Genomic DNA, 19,820 nt, shown 5'->3' on the forward strand with positions numbered 1-19,820 from the left:
ATGAGTGCGCCACTGGAATTGTTCTCGTACTGGCGCTCCAGCGCCGCGTACCGCGTGCGCATCGGCCTGCAGCTGAAGGCGCTGGCCTACCTCGCGCATCCGGTGCATCTGGTGCGCGATGGTGGCGAGCAACACGCGCCGGCCTATGCGCAGCTCAACCCGCAGGAACTGGTGCCGACGCTGCGCCACGGCGGCGTGGTGATCGCGCAGTCGCTGGCGATCCTGGAATATCTGGAAGAGGCGTTCGCGGACACCACGGCCCTGCTGCCGGCTGCGCCGGCCGAGCGCGCCCGCGTGCGCGCCCTGGCGCAGCTCATCGCCTGCGATGTGCATCCGCTCAACAATCTGCGTGTCACCCAGCTGCTGGAGCGCGCGTTCGCGCTGGACGTCGCGCAACGTCAGCACTGGACCCGGCACTGGATGCAGCGCGGGTTCGCCGCGCTGGAAATGCAACTGGCGCGGGATGCGCACACCGGGCGCTTCTGCCATGGCGATACGCCAGGCCTGGCCGATTGCGTGTTGATTCCGCAGCTGTACAACGCGCATCGCTTCGAGGTCGATCTGGCGCCGTATCCGACCTTGCAACGCATCGAGCAGGCCTGCCTGGCGCTGCCGGCCTTCGATGCGGCACGGCCGGAAATGCAGGTGGATGCGGTGGCGTGAGGGCAGGGTATCAAGCCCTCATCCGCCCTGCGGGCACCTTCTCCCGCCGCGCGGGAGAAGGGCATGTCGGGAAACCGACGCGCTAGTTTCCGGCCAGCTACTCCCGGGAACTGGCTCGCCGCTGGCGCATCAGGGCCCTCATCCGCCCTGCGGGCACCTTCTCCCGCAGCGCGGGAGAAGGGTATGCCGGGACACCGACACGCTGGCGGCCGGCCAGGTACTCCCAGGAACTGGCTCGCCGCTGGCACATCAAGGCCCTCATCCGCCCTGCGGGCACCTTCTCCCGCCGCGCGGGAGAAGGGTCTGCCGGGGAGCCGACGCGTCAGCTTCCGGCCAGGCATTCCGGGCGAATGACGCGCCGTTTTGGGCGACCGCCGATCCTGGTGTCGCCATCAATTGAGAGGAGAGGCTCGCAACGCCGGTCCAGGTGCTTCGGAGAGTGCGGAGTGGGGGCCTTGGAGAAACGCAGGATGCGCTCTGCAGAAGCGGATGACGTGCTTCGGAGCAGGTGAGGCGCTCTGGAGAAGCCGGATGATGTGCTTCGAAGTAGGTGAGGCGCTCTGGACAAGCCGGATAATGTGCTTTGGAGCAGGTGAGGCGCTTTGGACAAGCCGGATGACGTGCCTCGGAGCAGGTGAGGCGCTCTGGAGAAGCCGGATGACGTGCTTTGGAACAGGTGACGCTCTAGAGAAGGCAGGTGATGTGCTTTCGAGCGGGTGATGTGCCTGGAGAAGGCAGCAGCGCTGGAAAAGGTGCCGCCGACCGCGATGGTGCCCGCCCTGAGCCCTTGGGTGACGTTCCGGTGTTACCGACGTCTTTCTCCTTCTCCCGCGGGCGGGAGAAGGTGGCGCGCAGCGCCGGATGAGGGTGCCTGCGGCAGCGCCAGCACGCCGGAAAACCCAGCGCCGGCAGCCGTGATCCATCAGTGCTGCCGCATGCCGCGTTTCGCTACCGAATCCATCAGATAAAGCCGTGGCTGATCTTCGGTGCCGCTGCCGTTTCGTAGTCCGCATACGGGTCGTGCTCGCCGGAGCCGCCCTCGGACAGGCGGAACTTCAGCGCCAGCCCGTCGCGCGAGTCGGCCGCGCGTAGCGCTTCCTCCTGCTCGATTTCGCCTGACTTGACCATGCGGAACAGGCACTGGTCGAAGGTCTGCATGCCTTCTTCCAGCGATTCTTCCATCGCCTGCTTGACCTCGTGCACCTGGCCGCGGCGCAGCAGGTCGCGGATCATCGGCGTGTTGAGCAGTACCTCGGTCGCCGGCCGGCGGCGTCCGTCCACGCCCTTGACCAGGCGCAGCGACACCACGGCGCGCAGATTCAGCGCCAGGTTCATCAGCACGTTCTTGTGCGCGCTCTCGGGAAAGAAATTGAGGATGCGCTCGATGGTCTGGTCGGCATTGTTGGAGTGCAGCGTCGCCAGGCACAGGTGGCCGGTCTCGGCGAAGGCGATCGCCGCCTCCATGGTCTCGGCGTCCAGGATCTCGCCGATCAGGATCACGTCCGGCGCCTCGCGCATCGCGTTCTTCAGCGCACTCTGGAAGGCATGCGTGTCCAGGCCCACCTCGCGCTGGTTCACGATCGACATCTTGTGCTTGTGCAGATATTCGATCGGGTCCTCGATGGTGAGGATGTGCCCGGTGGTGGTGCTGTTGCGGTGGTCGATCATCGAGGCCAGCGAGGTCGACTTGCCCGAGCCGGTCGAGCCGACCACCAGCACCAGCCCGCGCGGGGTCATGATGACGTCCTTGAGCACCTGCGGCAGGTTCAGCTCTTCGATGCTGGGAATCCGGCTGCGGATGGCGCGGATCACCATGCCCACCTCGCCACGCTGCTTGAACACGTTCACGCGGAAGCGGCCGGCGTCCTGCAGGGCGATGGCCATGTTGAGTTCCAGCTCGCGCTCGAACTGCGGCACCTGGCCTTCGTCCATCAGCGAGTAGGCGATTTTCTTGACCATTCCCGGCGGCAACCCCGTATTGCCGAGCGGGTAGAGCTTGCCTTCGATCTTGATGTACACCGGCGCGCCGGTGGTCAAGAACATGTCCGAGGCATTCTTCTCGGTCATCAGCTTCAGGAAGTAGCCGATATCCATGCGCAATGGTTCCCCAACAAACAGCAGCGTCTCGTTGCAAGTACGCCGCAGGCTTCCGACAATGGCCGTGCTCGAGACTTCTCGCTACGGCTCCCCTAATGACGGCTAGCTTCGCATACTTGCGGCGATCCCTGTATGGCATCGCCTGTTTCATGGTTCTTTCCTCTCCTGCTGCTGCCCAGGTGGCACCGGAGCTCACCGCCGCCGAACAGGCCGTGCAACGCGCCACCCAGGCCGATGCCGACCAATACGCCCCCGACCTGGTCAACCTGGCCCGCCAGGAACTGATGCAGGCCCAGCAGGCGCAACTGGACAAACGCCAGCGCAAGCAGGTGCCGCAGATCGCCTTGCGCGCAGCGGCCGACGCCGACCTGGCCAAGGCGCGCAGCGAAGAGGCGGTGGTCACCGCCCAGCTGGAACAGCGCCGCAAGGAAGTGGCGCAGCTGCAGAACAGCCTCAACACCGGGGAGGCCGGCCGATGAAACTGCGTCCGCTTCTCTATCTTGGTGTGCTGAGCCTGGCCACGCTGCCACCGCTGGCGATGGCCGCCAAGGACGACCCGCAGGCCGATGCGCTCAACCGGCGCCTGGCCGCGCTGCAGAACGACCCGCAGACCAACGACCTGGCCCGCTACGAGCGGCTGCAGGCGCAGCAAAGCGTGGCGGCGCTGGCCGAGGCCAAGCGCCGCGACCGCGACGAACTGGTGTTCCTGGCCGACCGCCGGGTCGAAATCGCCGAACTCACCGCCCGCACTGCGCTGGCGCGGCGCGAACTGGATCGGCTGGAGGGCACCCGCAACGACCTGCTGATCGAAGCCAGCCGCCGTGACGCCTCGCGTGCGCGGCAGGAGGCCGAGCGTCTGCGCGTGCAGGCGCAGATCCAGGCCGAGGAGGCCGAGCGCATGCGGCAGGCGGCCGAGCAGGAGACCCTGGCCCGCCAGGACGCCGAGCTGGCGCTGACCAGCGTGGCCGGCAAGCAGACCGCCAAGCTCAATGCGGCCCAGCAAAAGGCCGTGCAACTGGCGCACGAAGAAGCCGAGCTGGTGGCCGGGGCCAAGTTGCCATCCGCCAGGTTCGACAGCCGCGGCGAAGTGTTTTCGCTGGGCAGTGGCGCGTTTGGTGGCAAGGCGGCGCTGTCCGGCGATGCCGCAGGGCAGGCCAAGGCGCTGGCCGAATACCTGAACATCGGCAAGAAGGGCCGGGTCAGCATCGTCGGCTACGACAGCGATGCGGCCACGGCCAAGAAGCGGGCCGAAGCGCTGCGCGACGCGTTGGTGGCTGCCGGCGTGGCCAGTGCGCGTCTGCAGGTCAATGGCACCAAGGCCGCCGCCAGCAAGACGCGCGCTGCCGAGGTCGTTGTCTCGCCGTGATGCAAGTGGTTGGAAGTTAAGGTCTTTTAACCCGGGCATGACGCCTGGTTGAACCGCGGTCACTGATTGGCACAGGGAACGGCAAAAGCGGCCGTTCCGGCCTTGAACCCCCTCCGCGACCGGCGTAGGGTCGTACTCCCGGGCAGCACTCCGCTGCCTGGACGTACGGAGGGCCGGGCCAGTGACGCAAGGGCACGCATCAACGCAATTCGGCGGGCAGCGTGTGGGTTCCGCCAGTGCGCCTGCCATTGTGATCCGTGAGTCTTCCATCCCCAAGCAGCGCCCCGTGCCGCCCGCGGCCGGGGCGTTCTTGTTTTAAGTGTTTCAAGTGAAGGAGGTAACGCCATGTTCGAAGGGCAACCGCAGACCGAAATTGACGCATTGGTCAAGTCCGATCCCGAGTTCAAGCAGCTGTACCAACGCCACAAGCTCTTGAACAAGAAATGCATGGATGCCGAACTCGGGGTGCTCCCCATCGACGACGTGACCTTGGGCCAGATGAAGCGCGAGAAGTTGCAGGCGAAAGAGAAGCTCACCCGGATGTACGACCAGCTCACCCACTGATCCTTCCCCACCGTTAGAACAAGTTCACCGTCGCGGGCGGTGGCGGCCTCCTCGTCGGCTTGCCACCGTCCGCGTCTTTCTATGCGCAATCCGTGGGTCACGCGGCGGGCAAGATGGCGCCAACGCCCGCCCCGCGGCCGGACAGTCAGGTCATGGCAGCGCGCGTTGGCCCGCCCGTTCACCGGCCGGCGCGATCGGTTCCAGTCTGAATGAGCATTCCCCAGCGGTTCGTCGGATAATGGGCGGCCAAGCCCCGCGCGACGCAGTGACGATATTCCGATGGCGATCCATTCCTCCGTACTCGAACTGATCGGCAACACGCCGATCGTCAAGGCACAGCACCTGGACACCGGCGTCTGCGAGCTGTTCCTCAAGCTGGAGGCGGCCAACCCCGGCGGATCGATCAAGGACCGCATCGGCCTGTCGATGATCGAAGCGGCCGAACAGCGCGGCGACCTCAGCCCTGGTGCGACCCTGGTCGAAGGCACTGCCGGCAACACCGGCCTGGGTCTGGCACTGGTCGCCCAGCAGAAGGGCTACACGCTGATTCTGGTGGTGCCGGACAAGATGAGCCGCGAGAAGATCTTCAACCTCAAGGCCATGGGCGCCCAGGTGGTGCTGACCCGGTCGGACGTGGCCAAGGGCCACCCGGAGTACTACCAGGACCTAGCCGCCAAGATCGCCGCCGAGACCCCGGGCGCCTACTTCATCAACCAGTTCGGCAACCCGGACAACCCGGCCGCGCACGAATTCGGCACCGGCCCGGAAATCCTGGCGCAGATGGACGGCAAGCTGGACGCGATCGTGTTCGGCTGCGGCAGTTCCGGCACCATGACCGGTCTGTCGCGCGCGTTCGCCACCGCATCGCCGCAGACCGAGCTGGTACTGGCCGACCCGGTCGGCTCCATCCTGACCCAGTACATCGAAGAGGGCACGGTCAGCGAGAAATCCGGCAGCTGGCTGGTCGAAGGCATCGGCGAGGACTTCCTGCCGGATATCTCCGACTTCTCGCGGGTCAAGAAGGCCTATTCGATCACCGACGCGGAAAGCTTCCACACCGCGCGCGAGCTGCTGGCCAAGGAGGGCATCCTGGGCGGCTCGTCCACCGGCACCCTGCTGGCCGCCGCGCTGAAGTATTGCCGCGAGCAGACCACGCCCAAGCGCGTGCTGGTGTTCGTCTGCGATACCGGCAACAAGTACCTGTCCAAGATGTACAACGACTACTGGATGCTGGACAACGGCTTCCTGGAGCGTCCGCAGCACGGCGACCTGCGCGACCTGATCCTGCGCCCGTACAACAAGCGCGACACCGTGGTGGTCGGGCCGAAGGACCTGTTGACCACCGCCTACCAGCGCATGAAGCTGTACGACGTCTCGCAGCTGCCGGTCATCGATGACGGTGAGCTGGTCGGCATCGTCGACGAGAGCGACGTGCTGTTGCATGTGTACGGTGACGAGGCGCGCTTCCGCGACCCGATCTCCACCGCCATGGTCAGCAAGCTCGATCGCCTGGATGTCGCCTCGCCGATCGAAGCGCTGCTGCCGGTGTTCGACCGCGGCCAGGTCGCCATCGTCATGGACGGCAACCAGTTCCTCGGCCTGATCACCCGTATCGACCTGCTGAACTACCTGCGCCGCCGCGTGCAGTGATCGCAGGCAGGGTCGGGTAACGCCGCGCGCCCGGATGAGACGCGCGGCACCGGCCATTCAGACCTGCTTGCTACAATCCGCCACTTTTTCCGGGAACCTCCATGTCCAATCGCACCCCACCCAGCCACGATGGCGAGCGCGCACTGTCGCTGGCGACGCTGGCGATCCATGGAGGGCAGTCGCCGGATCCCAGCACCGGGGCGGTGATGCCGCCGATCTACGCGACGTCCACCTATGCGCAGTCTAGCCCGGGCGAGCATCAGGGCTTCGAATATTCGCGCACCCACAACCCCACGCGCTTTGCCTATGAGCGCTGCGTCGCGTCGCTGGAAGGCGGCACGCGCGCGTTCGCGTTCGCCTCCGGCATGGCCGCGACTTCCACGGTGATGGAGCTGCTGGATGCCGGCAGCCACGTGGTGGCGATGGACGACCTGTACGGCGGCACCTTCCGCCTGTTCGAGCGCGTGCGTCGCCGTACCGCCGGCCTGGATTTCAGCTTCGTCGACCTGACCGATGCGGCCGCCTTCGAAGCCGCGATCCGCCCCGAGACCAAGATGGTGTGGATCGAGACCCCGACCAACCCGATGCTCAAGCTGGTCGACATCGCCGCCATTGCCGCGATCGCACGCAAGCACGGCCTGCTGATCGTGGTCGACAACACCTTCGCCTCGCCGATGCTGCAACGCCCGCTCGGCCTGGGCGCCGACATCGTCGTGCACTCGGCCACCAAGTACCTCAATGGCCACTCGGACATGGTCGGCGGCATCGCGGTGGTCGGCGACAACGCCGAACTGGCCGAGCAGCTGGCCTTCCTGCAGAACTCCATCGGCGGCGTGCAGGGGCCCTTCGACAGTTTCCTCGCCCTGCGCGGCCTCAAGACCCTGCCGCTGCGCATGCGCGCGCATTGCGACAACGCGCTGGCGCTGGCGCAGTGGCTTGACACCCACCCCGCGATCGAAAAGGTGATCTACCCCGGCCTGGCCTCGCACCCCCAGCACGCCTTGGCCCAGCGCCAGATGTCCGGCTTCGGCGGCATCGTCTCGATCGTCCTCAAGGGCGGCTTCGACGCGGCCAAGCGTTTCTGCGAGAAGACCGAGCTGTTCACCCTGGCCGAATCCCTGGGCGGTGTGGAAAGCCTGGTGAACCATCCCGCCGTCATGACCCATGCTTCCATCCCGGTGGCCCGCCGCGACCAGCTCGGCATCAGCGACGCGCTGGTGCGGCTGAGCGTGGGGGTTGAGGATGTGGGGGATTTGCGCGGGGATCTGGAACGTGCCCTTGAGGCGTCTCGTTCTTCATGACTGCGTCGCCGCAACGACAGGACGTGTTCGCGTATTGGCGGAGCGGGCTGGCCGGCCTTCGCCTGCAGTCGTGGGTACGCCAACAGTCCTGGTTGCAGCGTATCTATCGCGTTTTCCCGCAGCGTTGGCGCGACCGCGTTTCTTCCACGCTGTCCGCCCGCTCTTTGGTTCAAACGCGATTTCAGCGCACCGCCGCCTGGGAGCTGTGCGCGAAAGGCGCTGACGCTTCCTTGCCGATGGACGCTGATATCTCCGTCACCCGGATTCCATCGGTGGGGATCAACATTGTCGGCTATCTCCGTGGCGAATTCGGGCTGGCGGAGAGCGCAAGGATGTATGCGCGTGCGCTGATCAGCGCACGCGTTCCCGTGTCGTTGTATGACCTGGACATGGGACTTGCGCACTCCTGGGACGACCGGAGCCTGGATGGCCTCATCGACCAGCGCATGCCGCACCAGGTCACCGTCGTCTTCGTCAACCCCGACTACCTCCAAGCCGCGTTCGAGAAGATCGGCCGGGCCCGCATGGACGGGCATTACGTCATTGCGTGCTGGTTCTGGGAACTTGAAGTGATTCCGCCAAGTTGGCTGAGTGCCATTGCGCTGGTGGACGAGATCATGGTGGCCTCACGATTCATCGAGGATGCGTTCCGCAGCGTGACCGACAAACCGATCATGCGACTTCCGCTGCCGCTCTCTGACCAGCCTGATAGCGGTTTGCAGAGACAGGACTTCGGGCTGGACCCGGAAGCCTTCGTCTTTCTTTTCACGTTTGATTTCCACTCCTTCGTGGCCAGGAAAAATCCCCAGGCCGTGGTCAATGCATTCAGGCATGCGTTTCCCGTCGATCGCAACGATGTGCGTCTGGTCGTGAAGTCAAGCAATGGGCATATGTACCCCGAACAGATGGCGGAACTCCTGAGCCTGGTCGCAGCTGACAAGCGGATCCTGCTGCGGGACGAGGTGATCGACAGGATGCATGTGCGCGCGCTGCAGCGATGCTGTGATGTGTATGTATCGCTGCATCGGGCCGAAGGCTTCGGGTTGGGGCTTGCCGAGTGCATGTCACTCGGTAAGCCGGTCATTGCAACGGGCTGGTCGGGCAACATGGAGTTCATGACGGACAGCAACTCCTGCCTCGTAGATTACGACCTGGTGCCGGTTGCGGGCCGATATCCGGAGTCGGATGGCGCGCGCTGGGCAGAGCCGCGCATCGCATCTGCCGCAGCTGCGATGCGTCGGCTTGCGGACGATCCGTTACAGGCGCGGCGGCTGGGCGAAGCAGCCAGGGCCGATATCTGCGCAAGGCTTGCTCCCCGAAGCGTAGCGGAGCACCTGCTGGCAAGGGCTGCGAAGGTGGTCGCGTCAGCGCACTGACGGTGACTGGTTTTGTCGACCCTGTGATGTAGCGATCTGGTTACCCCGCTTCACCAAAGTAGTGAACACTTTCAGAGGTAGCAACGTTGGACATGATCCGGTCCGTATGGGCCTTCCGATACTTCATCCTGTCGTCGATCAGGAATGACCTGCGTCTGCGCTTCCTGCGCAGCAAACTCGGCGCATTGTGGATGATCATTCACCCGCTCATGCAGGTGCTGATCTTTGCGACGATTCTTTCCGAGGTGCTGGCCGCGAAGCTGCCAGGCGTCAATAACAAGTTTGCTTACGCCCTGTATCTGATGGCCGGAACGCTTTGCTGGACCCTGTTTGCCGAATGCATTGGCAAGTGTGTTTCATTGTTCGTGGATAACGGCAATCTGATGAAGAAGCAGGCCTTCCCGCGGATATGTCTCCCACTCATTGCCGGCGGCACCGTCATGGTGAACAACCTGCTGCTGTTCCTGGCAATCATCATCGTGTTCGCGATTCTGGGGCACACTTTGGGGCCGCAGGCAGCCTGGCTGCCGCTGCTGATGCTGCTGACATTGGCTTTCGCGATGTCGATCGGATTGCTGCTCGGCGTCTTCAATGTCTTCGTGCGTGACATCGGGCAGGTCGTGCCGGTCGTTCTGCAGGCAATGTTCTGGGTGACGCCTATCGTTTACACCATCGATATCCTTCCCGCGCAGACCCAGGAACTCTTCAAGCTCAATCCGCTGTTCCCGCTTGTCAGCGCTTATCAGGGAGTACTTCTTTACGGGCGTTCCCCGGCGTGGATCGAGCTTGTCCCGCTCATGCTGGCGACCCTCGTCCTGTGTGTCCTGTCGTTGGTCGTTTTTCGCCGCGCGAGTGCCGAAATGGTGGATGCCCTATGAGCCCTGTGTTGATGGTTGAGGGGCTGGGGAAGTCCTATCGTGTCTGGGGTAGCGAGTGGCTACGCGCCGCCAGCTGGTTCGGGTTGAAGGTCAAGCCGCGAGAAGAGCACTGGGTTCTGCGGAATGTCGGGTTTTCGGTCGCTCCGGGTGAGTCGATCGGGATCATGGGGCGCAATGGCGCCGGAAAGAGCACATTGCTCAAGCTGATCACCGGTACCTCGCAACCTACCGAAGGACGCATCATCCGGCATGGCCGTATCGCCGCGATTCTCGAGCTCGGCATGGGTTTCAATCCGGACCTGAGTGGCAGGGAGAATGCCAGACATTCTGCCGGGCTGATGGGTTACACATTGGAACAAATCGACAAGGTGTTGCCCGAGATACAGGAGTTTGCCGAGATCGGAGAGTACTTCGATGAGCCGGTACGCACCTACTCAAGCGGTATGCAGGTGCGCGTCGCGTTTGCGGTGGCCACCGCATTTCGGCCCGATGTACTCATCGTCGACGAAGCATTGTCGGTGGGCGATGCGTATTTTCAGGCGAAGTGCTTCAAGCGCATCCAGTCTTACAAGGACGAGGGCATGACGCTCATCCTCGTCAGTCACGCGGTCGGAGATGTTGTCAAACACTGCGATCGTGCCATTTTGATCAAGGACGGTAGCGTGCATGCCGATGGGCCCTCGCGTGAGGTCTCCAACCTTTATCTGGACGAGTTGTTCGGCAAGAAGCCTGCATCGCTTCAGGCACAGGCCGATGATGCGCCAGGCCAGATGCACGCTGGCGATGAGGATATCTTTCATACGCGCCCTTACTACAATGCCGGTGAACATCGCTGGGGGCAGGGCGGTGCGCGAATACTCGATTATGTCGTTGTCAGCGGCGGGGAAGAGTTTCCTGCTCGCGTAGAGAGCGGTACCAGGACGGTATTTTACGTCAAGATCGCCTTCGATCAGGATTTTGACAGTGTAGTGCCCGGGTTTTTGATTAAAACCCTCGAGGGTCTATTCCTCTACGGCACCAACTCCTTCCTTTCCAGTGAGGGGCGGTCCGGGATTTCGGTAAAAGCGGGACAGGTCATCGTCTGCAAGTTCAGCATGCCTCTCGACCTCAATGAAGCGAACTATCTGGTCTCGCTCGGCATTTCCAGTGGTGACCCGCTTGTGGAATTGACGCCGCTGGATCGTCGTTACGACGCCATCGTGCTGAACGTCGCAAGAGGGATGCAATTCTGGGGGATGATGGACCTCAAGGCCGATTTCGAAATCGTAGAAGCGTTGTCATGACGGCGTCAGGATCTACCATCACATCAGAGAACATCAGTCATGACTGAAACAATGCATATTGGCGCGCGCGTGGCCGCTCTGCCTGAGAAATATCAGCCGATTTTCGGACACCCCGAGCTTTCGGAGGGAAGTTCGCGCGGCTGCGAAGACAGGTTTGTGCTGATTCGCGAATGTGCGCAAAGGCTCCAGGGAGAGCTTGGTCGCCCACTGCGGGTGCTGGATCTCGGCTGCGCCCAGGGATTTTTTTCATTGAGCCTGGCGGCCGAAGGGCATCAAGTCCACGGTGTGGATTTTCTGGATCTCAATGTCGATGTGTGCCAGGCGTTGGCCCAGGAGCACCCGATGTTCGCTGCGTCATTCGAGCACGGCACCGTGGAAGACGTTATCGCGCGGCTTGATCCAGACCAGTACGACCTTGTCCTGGGGCTGAGTGTCTTTCATCATCTGGTGCATTCCCAGGGAATTGCGCGGGTGGCGGGGTTATGCCGCAAGCTCTCCGAGGTCACCGACGCCGGGATCTTCGAGCTGGCATTGCGTGAGGAGCCGCTGTACTGGGGGCCTTCTCTGCCGCACGACCCTGCGGAGTTGTTGACCGATTATGCCTTCACCAGATTGTTGTCGAGGCAGGCAACCCATCTGTCTTCGATTTCCAGGCCGCTGTACTTTGCCAGCAGCAAGTTCTGGTACGTGGGCGAGGCTGTCGGCAGGTTCAGTTCCTGGTCGGGCGAGGCGCACGCCTATGGGCGCGGAACGCATCAGTACAGCAGGCGCTATTATTTCGGCGACAAGGTGTTCGTCAAGAAGATGACGATGGGCATCGGTGGGCGCGCCGAAATCAATTGGCAGGAATTCAATAACGAGGTCGAGTTTCTCAGAAATCCTCCTGCATCGTATCCCGTACCACGGCTGATTGCGGCCTTGGACGATGCATCGGATTTGTTCCTCGTCAGGGAGATGTCCGGCGGACGCCTGCTTTCGGAGTTGATCGACGACGGCTCGCCCTACGATCCGGATAAAGTAGTCTCCGAATTGCTTGAGCAATTGGTAATGCTCGAGCGCGCGGGTCTTTATCACAATGACGTGCGTTGCTGGAATGTTCTGATGTCGCAGGAAGGCAAGGCCATTCTGATCGACTACGGCGCCATTTCTGCCGAAGCCACCGATTGCTCCTGGCTGGGCGACTTGTTGCTGTCCTTCCTGATTACGGTCAAGGAGATCCTGCAACGTCGCATTGTTCCGGCCAGTCCCGGTCGGGAACCGGCTTTGGACTTCATGACGCTTCCTCCTCGTTATCGCAATGCCTTCATCCAGGCATTTGGGGGAGACCAGGCACGCTGGACGTTTGCAGAGCTGCAAGAGTGCCTGGCGCGCTCTGAACCGGTCGCATTGCATGCGCCCGAGTGGACATCGCTTTACAGCCACATGCAACAGGCGTTGCTGAGCTACAACACGCGCCTTGGCGCCCTCTATACGCAGAGCGAGCATGACCGTGTTGAGCTTGCGGCACGCGCATCCTTGATTGAGCGCCTGCAGGTAGGTGCTCAGCAGGCCCAGGACAAGCTTGCAACCCTTCAGCTGGAAGCAGAGACGGCCGATAACCGCTACCGCGATCTGGAAAAGGTGAGTAGCGAACTGCAGGAGTGGGCAAAAGATCTGGAAAGGCGCACTGCCGAAGCCGAGGACAGGGAGAAACAGCTCAACAGGGGCCTGGCGGATCGGGAGGCCGAGAATGCAAGGCTCGTCTCGCAGATTTCGGTGCTCGAGTCCGAGCTGGAAGAGCGTCAACGCGTTCGTGAACTGTCGGAACTGCTTGCCGCTGACCTCAGTCGACTGGTCGAAGAGCGCGATGGCATGCAGGTCAGCATGTCGGAGATGGAACGCGTCAACACGCAGCAGCAGTCAACCATCGACGAACTGCAGGCGAAAGTTGTTTCTCTGGTTCAGCGCGTCAATAGGTCGGAGACTGCCGGCGCCGCGGACGCACGCAGGGTGAAGGAGCTGCAGCTGGATCTGTCCCATCGCTTGCAGGCCCTCGAGGACGCACGTAGCCGCATTCGTGAACTTGAGTTGGCAGTGGATATGCTGGAGGGCCAGATCGGAGAGCTTCATACGAGCCGCTCATGGCGTGTGACAGCACCTTTGAGATGGGTCACCATGAAGGTGACCAAGCGTGGCGGACCTCTCGTGGTTCATGCGCCGCAGCGGCTGGAGCGCACAGAGCCTGTGCTTGCGGAGGATGAGGTGGCAACGCCCGCCGATGTGGCCATCGACAAGCAGCTGGCAGCGCTGGATCAGTTGGGTAGCCGGATCAGGAAATCGAAGAAATAAGGACAGGGATTGCCATGTACCGGCAAGGACATCATGAAGGGGAATGCAGGTGAAGAGAGTTATTGTGCTTGGCGCGCAAGTGCCGTTTGTCAGAGGCGGCGCGGAGCTGCTCAACGAAGAGCTTGTCAAGCAAATCAATCTGTGGGGCAAGCAGCGCCAGGTCGTCGCAGAGCTGGTGCAGTTGCCCTATAAGTGGTATCCAGAAACAGAAATTCTGTCTTCCATGCTCGCATGGAGGTTGTTGAATTTGAACGAAAGCAATGGTCAGAAAATCGACCTGTGCATTTGCACCAAGTATCCGACCTATGCCGCCTCGCATGCCAATAAGGCGCTTTGGCTCGTGCATCAGCATCGAGTGCTTTATGACCTGGAACGTACGCGCTTCGATCAGCCCCACCTGACCGCGAAGGATTCGGCGGTGCGTGATGCCCTGCGGGCGTCCGACCGGGAGTTGCTGGCGGAGATCGAGCCTCGATATACCATTTCTCAGACGGTTACCGAACGTCTGCAGCAGTACAGCGGTCTGGGCTCTGAGGTTCTCTATCCGCCGTCGAAGCTGGCGCCATTCATCACCTCGGGAGACTATGGCGACTACGTGCTGTGTATCGGTCGTCTTGAGGTGATGAAGCGTCCCGACCTGCTGATCCGGGCCGCGAAGCATGTCCCCCATGCCAAGGTGGTCATCGCCGGAACCGGTGCCAGCGAGTATGCCCACTCCCTGGCACCGCTGATCCGCGAGCTGGGCCTGACGGATCGCGTCGAGCTTGCAGGTTTCGTGGAAGACGAGAAGCTGCTCGAGCTGATTGCCAACTGCCGTGCGGTCTTCTACTCGCCGGTGGATGAGGACTATGGTTTTGCGACGCTGGAAAGCTTCGCCGCCTACAAGCCGGTCATTACGGTTGACGATAGCGGTGAGGTGGGCAGGATCGTCGAGTCCACCGGCAGCGGTTGGGTCACAAGTCCTACACCAGAGGCGATCGCTGAGAGCCTGCTCGATTGTTATGCGAAAGGACCGGCGCAACTTCGTGCATTGGCTGAGGCTGGTCAGCACATGAGTACCTCCATTACCTGGGATCGCGTGATAAGCAATCTGGTGGAGAGCCGGCTTTGAGTACGCCGTTTCGCATCGCGATGGTCGGGCCGCATCCTCCGGAGCGCTCAGGCATTGCAGAGTACACGGCGGGTCTGTCGAACCTACTGCGAGATCAGGGGCTGCAGGTCGATGCGATTGCACATGCCGATCTTGTTCGCCTCGGGATGAACAACACCGTCCACAGGCTGCTTGGAGCGGATGCGATCGTTTACCAGATGGGTAACCATCCAGCGTTCCATGGATGGATGCTTCCGTTGATGGCAGCAGCGCCGGGAATCGTGCATCTGCATGACCTTGTATTGCATCATATGGCTGCTGGCGTTCTGAATGAAGAAGGCCGCCTTCTCAACGGCGACTATTTCAATCTGCTGGAAAAGTGGTATTCCAGCACCGATGTAAGGAGCGCCAAACTGGCGCTTCGTAGCGGATCGCCTGTCTGGAATCGGGAAGACGTGGTGCGTTTTCCGTTGCATCACGTGGCCACCAAACTGGCCACTGAGGTAGTGGTGCACTCACGCTATGCAGCCGATCAGATCGGCAAGGACTTTCCCTGGCTCCCCGTGACGGTGGTGCCGCAGTTGTACCCGACGGTCGCTCAGCATCGCATTCGTGACAATCTGCGCACCATCGCGTTGCTGGGCGGTGGGCATACGAATCGTCGCTTCGATTGGATTGTGCAGGCGCTGTCGGCGATCGACTCCGAACTGAATGGGCCGATTACGTTGGAAATCGCCGGTCAGGTAGAAGCAGCCGTACTCGATCAGCTGGAGAGTATTGCAGACCTGCGTAACGTGCAGCTGATCAATCATGGCCATCTGGACGACGATCAGTTCAGTAAGGTATTTGAGCGTGCGGATCTGATGATTGCCCTGCGCCAGCCAACGATGGGCGAGGCGTCGGCTGTCGTATGCAAAGCGATGCAGGCGGGTCTCCCCGTCATCGTATCGGATCACGGTTGGTATGCAGAGCTGCCCGCTTCGGTAAAAAAAGTCGCGCCGGATGCAGAATGCCCGGACGCTCTGGCAGCGTTGCTGCGTCAATTGACGCGCGACCCTGCAACCTATGCCGCTTGGGCCGAAGAGTGTTCCGATGCATCAAGACGGCTGGCGCTTGATCCTTATGCAGCCGCGGAAGGATATGCGCGGCTGCTGAGACGCCATCGGGTTGTTTCCGATTTCAAGGACTGTGTGGCTGATGCGGTCGCAAGCCTGAAGGTCGACATCGATTCTCCGCTTGCCGAGGAGCTGCATCGAATCGACGTGCTGAGCAGCCTGCGCGGGGATCGCTGGGTTAATCCGGCCCTGGCAGCATTGAAGGATCAGGAGCTGGATTCGTATGCGCGTGTGGTTGGGGCAACAGTGGGACCCTATCCCTACAGTGAGCCGTTGCCGGAAGAGGCCTTTCAGGGGCAGGCTGCCGTTGCTGAGCAGGAGGTGCTGGTTGCCGAGCCGTCCAGCATAATCTCGTTGCGTGTCGAATTGACCAACAACAGCGAGTACTCCTGGTTCAGTCCGCTCGGTCACGCATTGCGGCCGTTCGGCATTTATCTCGGACACTTCTGGATTCATGCCGAAACACCGACGGCGGTAGCCGAACAACCTCGCCATTTTATTCACGATGCGGTCGCGCCGATGTCTTCTGCAGTTCACGATCTCACAGTCCGCGCTCCGGCAGTCGCAGGTGACTACTACCTGGAGATTGATCTAGTCCAGGAGTCGGTCTGCTGGTTCAAAAGCCGTGGCTTTTCACCGGCCCGACTTCTCATTCGAGTAGAAGCCGCTCAATAATGGGCGGCGTGCTCATCCACCACAGGTCCTTATCCATGAAAAATCGTATGAAATCTCCTGTTTCCTTCGGCTCCGTTGCCGTCCTGGCGACGGTGATTGCGTTCACCGGCTGCTCGAAGGCCCCGGAGGCAGAACAGCCAGCGAAGGCCGAACCCCAGCAGGCTGCCCAGACCACCGAAGCAGGCGGCATGTCGACTCCGTTGACGCAAGAGCAGGTTGGCGCACGCTACGCCATTGCCTCGGAGCCGGTACTGGTCAACAACGGCGAGCTGGTACGGGTTGCAGTGTCTGTCACCAATTCGGGCAAGGTCGCCATCAACTCAAAGGGCACACTGCCGGTCAATCTCGCCATCTCCCTGGTGGATGATTCCGGCAATGTCTCGAACCGGGACTTCCTGCGCGCTCCGCTTCCTGCCGAGGGCATTCCGGCGGGTGGCTCCGCTGAAGTGGTCGCAGATGTGCCCAGCCAGGCAGTGATCGGGAAAACGCTGCGATTCGGCCTTGTCCAGGAATCGGTGGCGTGGTACAGCGACTTCAAGGTGGATTCGCTCGATTATGGCCCCCTGACTTCGTGCCAGGACCAGGGCAAGGAAACGGTTTGTGGTGCGGGCGGAAAGCCTTTGGCCACGCGCTGAGACTCAATGATCATCGGAACGAGCCGCGTTCAATCCCGGCTCGATTCCGTAACTTATAAGTAACCAAGAGAGGGATGATGAAAACTGCGTTGATTACCGGCATTTCCGGCCAAGACGGTGCCTACCTGGCCCAGCTGTTGTTGGATAAGGGCTACCGCGTGTTCGGCACATACCGCCGTACCAGTTCGGTCAATTTCTGGCGGATCGAAGAGGTGGGAATTGCAAATCACCCTAATTTGCACCTGATCGAGTACGACCTGACCGACCTTGGTTCGAGTATCCGCATGCTTGAGAGCACGGGCGCCACCGAGGTTTACAATCTGGCGGCTCAAAGTTTCGTGGGCGTATCGTTCGACCAGCCGACGACGACCGCGCACATCACCGGCATCGGCCCGGTCCACCTGCTGGAAGCCATTCGGCAGGTGAACAAGGACATCCGGTTTTACCAGGCCTCGACATCAGAAATGTTCGGCAAGGTGCAGGCGGTCCCGCAGATCGAAAGCACGCCGTTTTATCCTCGCAGCCCTTATGGCGTTGCCAAGCTGTACGCGCATTGGATGACGGTCAATTACCGTGAGAGCTATGGCATCTTCGGCTCCAGCGGAATTCTGTTCAATCATGAAAGCCCGCTGCGCGGCCGCGAATTTGTGACGCGCAAGATCACTGACTCGGTGGCCAAGATCAAACTTGGACGCTTGGAATGCCTGGAGCTGGGCAATCTGGATGCCAAGCGCGATTGGGGTTTTGCGCGCGAGTACGTGGAAGGGATGTGGCGCATGCTTCAGGCCGATGAGCCGGATACCTTTGTTCTGGCGACAAATCGCACTGAAACCGTCCGTGATTTTGTCAGCATGGCCTTCAAGGGGGCCGGAATCGACGTCGAATTCCGCGGCAAGGATGCAGATGAAACTGCAGTGGATGTCGCTACCGGCAAGGTGGTGATGCGCATCAATGCGAAATTCCACCGTCCTGCAGAAGTGGATCTGTTGATCGGCGATCCCGAGAAGGCAACGCGCGTCCTCGGCTGGAAGCCTGAAACCACGCTGGAGCAGCTCTGCCAGATGATGGTCGAGGCCGATCTCAAGAGGAACGCGCATGGCTTCTCGTTCTGATCTGAACGGTAAGCGGGTTCTAGTCACTGGCGCGTCCGGTTTCACCGGCCGCTATGTGGCTGATGAACTGAAAAATCTAGGCTGCGAAGTGCTGGGGCTTGGCGGCTCCGATCACTCCGCACCGGACTGGGCTAGCGGCCTGGCCTCTGTCGACCGTCATTATCAAGTCAACCTGCTCGATCAGGATGCCTTGCGTGAGGTGCTGAAGACTACCCGTCCGGACATTATCATTCACTTGGCTGCGCTTGCGTTTGTCGGTCACGGGAGTGCAGATGATTTCTACAACGTAAATTTGATCGGCACGCGTCATTTGCTGCAGGCAGTGGAAGAGGCTGAAATTTCTCTCGAGCGGCTCCTCATCGCCAGCAGTGCCAATGTTTATGGCAACTCCTCGGAAGGGCGTTTGGATGAGTCGGTTGCTCCGGCACCAACAAACGATTACGCCATCAGCAAGCTGAGCATGGAGTACGTGGTTCGGCTTTGGCAGGGTCGGCTGCCTGTCACCGTAGTCAGACCATTCAACTACACGGGTAGGGGGCAGTCGGAAAACTTCCTCATTCCCAAGATTGTCTCGCACTTTGTCCGGCGAGAGCCACGGATCGAGTTAGGAAATCTGGATGTATCGCGTGACTTCGGTGACGTCAGGGCAGTGGCATCGGCCTATGGCAAGCTGTTGCAATCAGCCGATGCCATCGGTCGTACAGTCAATGTGTGCTCCGGAACGGCTTATTCCCTTCGGGAAGTGATCGACCTGTGCACACAGATCACTGGCCACTCGTTGGAAGTCTCTGTGAACCCGAAGTTTGTGCGTAGCAATGAAGTCAAGATGCTATGCGGCGATAATCGATTGCTGCAGGAGCTCACCGGGAGCTGGACGTCTCCGCCGTTGCGGAAAACCCTGGAATGGATGCTCGAAGAAGGCTGAGTGAAGCTCGGCCTCACGAAATGCTGGCAGCTGGCTGGCTTCGTGATCCATCTACGCGTATGTGCGCGCAGAAGTCTGAGGTGCGGTGACTGATGTAGCCGGACAGCCTACGTCACGTTGGGTATGACGTGACGTAGGTTGCTTGGTAGACATGCGATCAATGGTCGATCTGAGATACATGATTCCGCGGCGCGTGCTGTCAACCACGTGCAGAGGCGCGCACCTGATACGGGTCAGGTAACGTAAGGCCTGATTGCATTTGCTGGCTTGCCCGCCCGCGGCCAGTGACTGCTAGGGCGTGCGGCCCAACAGCTGCATAGACCTGAGTGAAATGCCCAGAGCGCGCGCGTCCGAAGATATTCCAAGCTCGACTGGTGAGGCTGGACGATCGAAGTGCAGTTCGACCCTGACTTCATCGCCAGCCGCCAATTTTGGCAGGGCAATAGTGATCAGTTGCGGCTCTGGGGCCGATGCTGTGAGGGTTTGGTGCTGCCAGTTGCCACCATTCACACGAATACCAACATCCATGGATTGGCGTCGTGGAGCCCAAAGGCCACCAGCCTGCATGACCAGTCGAGCGCCTGCGTCTGCCGACGTTTCCATCCGCATCAAAAGGCCTGCATCCTCGCCGACGGACCACACTCCGAAGGGTTCATCTGTTGACCAGCCATTTGTCAGAAATGGCCTCAGGTCAGCAGGACCTATCCTATCACCTGCCGAAATAACCGCGGACCTGGTTGAAGCAGCATCCAGGGAGGACTC

At 61.3% G+C, this 19,820-nt stretch carries 17 protein-coding genes; 16 read left to right on the top strand and 1 reads right to left on the bottom strand.

The window, feature by feature from the left end; genetic code table 11:
• On the top strand, nt 1-663 hold the full coding sequence (maiA, locus tag EO174_RS04590; RefSeq protein WP_126942605.1) for a maleylacetoacetate isomerase: 663 nt from the start codon (nt 1-3) through the stop codon (nt 661-663).
• A gap of 960 nt (nt 664-1,623) precedes the next feature.
• Here maiA and EO174_RS04595 read toward each other — a convergent pair.
• Nucleotides 1,624-2,757, bottom strand: a complete 1,134-nt coding sequence (locus EO174_RS04595) for a PilT/PilU family type 4a pilus ATPase (RefSeq protein WP_104583280.1) — start codon at nt 2,755-2,757, stop codon at nt 1,624-1,626.
• 98 nt (nt 2,758-2,855) lie between these two features.
• On the opposite strand from EO174_RS04595, the gene EO174_RS04600 reads away from it, so the two are divergent.
• The 15 genes from EO174_RS04600 (at nt 2,856) to EO174_RS04670 (ending at nt 19,721) form a co-directional block, all read left to right on the top strand.
• Entirely contained in the window at nt 2,856-3,239 is a 384-nt protein-coding gene (locus EO174_RS04600; protein WP_039525328.1) for a DUF4398 domain-containing protein, read from the top strand.
• A complete protein-coding gene (locus EO174_RS04605; protein ID WP_115677892.1) occupies nt 3,236-4,126 on the top strand; it encodes a hypothetical protein in 891 nt (296 codons plus the stop codon). Before EO174_RS04600 ends, EO174_RS04605 begins: the two co-directional genes overlap by 4 nt.
• A 345-nt stretch (nt 4,127-4,471) precedes the next feature.
• Entirely contained in the window at nt 4,472-4,690 is a 219-nt protein-coding gene (locus EO174_RS04610; protein ID WP_002814034.1) for a YdcH family protein, read from the top strand.
• A gap of 279 nt (nt 4,691-4,969) precedes the next feature.
• Complete coding sequence (locus EO174_RS04615) at nt 4,970-6,340, top strand: pyridoxal-phosphate dependent enzyme (RefSeq protein WP_104583283.1); 1,371 nt, start codon at nt 4,970-4,972, stop codon at nt 6,338-6,340.
• A 101-nt stretch (nt 6,341-6,441) separates the two neighbouring features.
• Nucleotides 6,442-7,641, top strand: a complete 1,200-nt coding sequence (locus EO174_RS04620) for a cystathionine gamma-synthase (protein WP_126942608.1) — start codon at nt 6,442-6,444, stop codon at nt 7,639-7,641.
• Nucleotides 7,642-7,733: 92 nt separating this feature from the next.
• Entirely contained in the window at nt 7,734-9,017 is a 1,284-nt protein-coding gene (locus EO174_RS04625; RefSeq protein WP_241239968.1) for a glycosyltransferase family 4 protein, read from the top strand.
• A gap of 92 nt (nt 9,018-9,109) precedes the next feature.
• A complete protein-coding gene (locus tag EO174_RS04630; RefSeq protein WP_042827951.1) occupies nt 9,110-9,895 on the top strand; it encodes an ABC transporter permease in 786 nt (261 codons plus the stop codon).
• On the top strand, nt 9,892-11,178 hold the full coding sequence (locus EO174_RS04635; RefSeq protein ID WP_102580569.1) for an ABC transporter ATP-binding protein: 1,287 nt from the start codon (nt 9,892-9,894) through the stop codon (nt 11,176-11,178). Before EO174_RS04630 ends, EO174_RS04635 begins: the two co-directional genes overlap by 4 nt.
• A 39-nt stretch (nt 11,179-11,217) precedes the next feature.
• A complete protein-coding gene (locus EO174_RS04640; RefSeq protein ID WP_241239969.1) occupies nt 11,218-13,506 on the top strand; it encodes a methyltransferase domain-containing protein in 2,289 nt (762 codons plus the stop codon).
• Between the two features lie 43 nt (nt 13,507-13,549).
• Complete coding sequence (locus EO174_RS04645) at nt 13,550-14,617, top strand: glycosyltransferase family 4 protein (protein WP_126942614.1); 1,068 nt, start codon at nt 13,550-13,552, stop codon at nt 14,615-14,617.
• A gap of 20 nt (nt 14,618-14,637) precedes the next feature.
• The gene (locus EO174_RS04650) at nt 14,638-16,386 is read left to right on the top strand and encodes a glycosyltransferase (RefSeq protein WP_126942730.1); all 1,749 of its coding nucleotides are present in this window, start codon (nt 14,638-14,640) and stop codon (nt 16,384-16,386) included.
• 35 nt (nt 16,387-16,421) lie between these two features.
• On the top strand, nt 16,422-17,021 hold the full coding sequence (locus EO174_RS04655) for a glycosyltransferase (RefSeq protein WP_206515039.1): 600 nt from the start codon (nt 16,422-16,424) through the stop codon (nt 17,019-17,021).
• A 77-nt stretch (nt 17,022-17,098) separates the two neighbouring features.
• On the top strand, nt 17,099-18,133 hold the full coding sequence (gmd, locus tag EO174_RS04660; protein WP_012439287.1) for a GDP-mannose 4,6-dehydratase: 1,035 nt from the start codon (nt 17,099-17,101) through the stop codon (nt 18,131-18,133).
• A complete protein-coding gene (locus tag EO174_RS04665; RefSeq protein WP_102580566.1) occupies nt 18,117-19,058 on the top strand; it encodes an NAD-dependent epimerase/dehydratase family protein in 942 nt (313 codons plus the stop codon). The genes gmd and EO174_RS04665 overlap by 17 nt, the downstream gene beginning before the upstream one ends.
• A 393-nt stretch (nt 19,059-19,451) precedes the next feature.
• A complete protein-coding gene (locus EO174_RS04670) occupies nt 19,452-19,721 on the top strand; it encodes a hypothetical protein (RefSeq protein ID WP_126942617.1) in 270 nt (89 codons plus the stop codon).
• The last annotated feature ends 99 nt before the right edge of the window (nt 19,722-19,820 follow it).

The sequence above is a fragment of the Xanthomonas sp. BRIP62418 genome, assembly GCF_003993495.1.
GTDB lineage: Bacteria > Pseudomonadota > Gammaproteobacteria > Xanthomonadales > Xanthomonadaceae > Xanthomonas > Xanthomonas euroxanthea.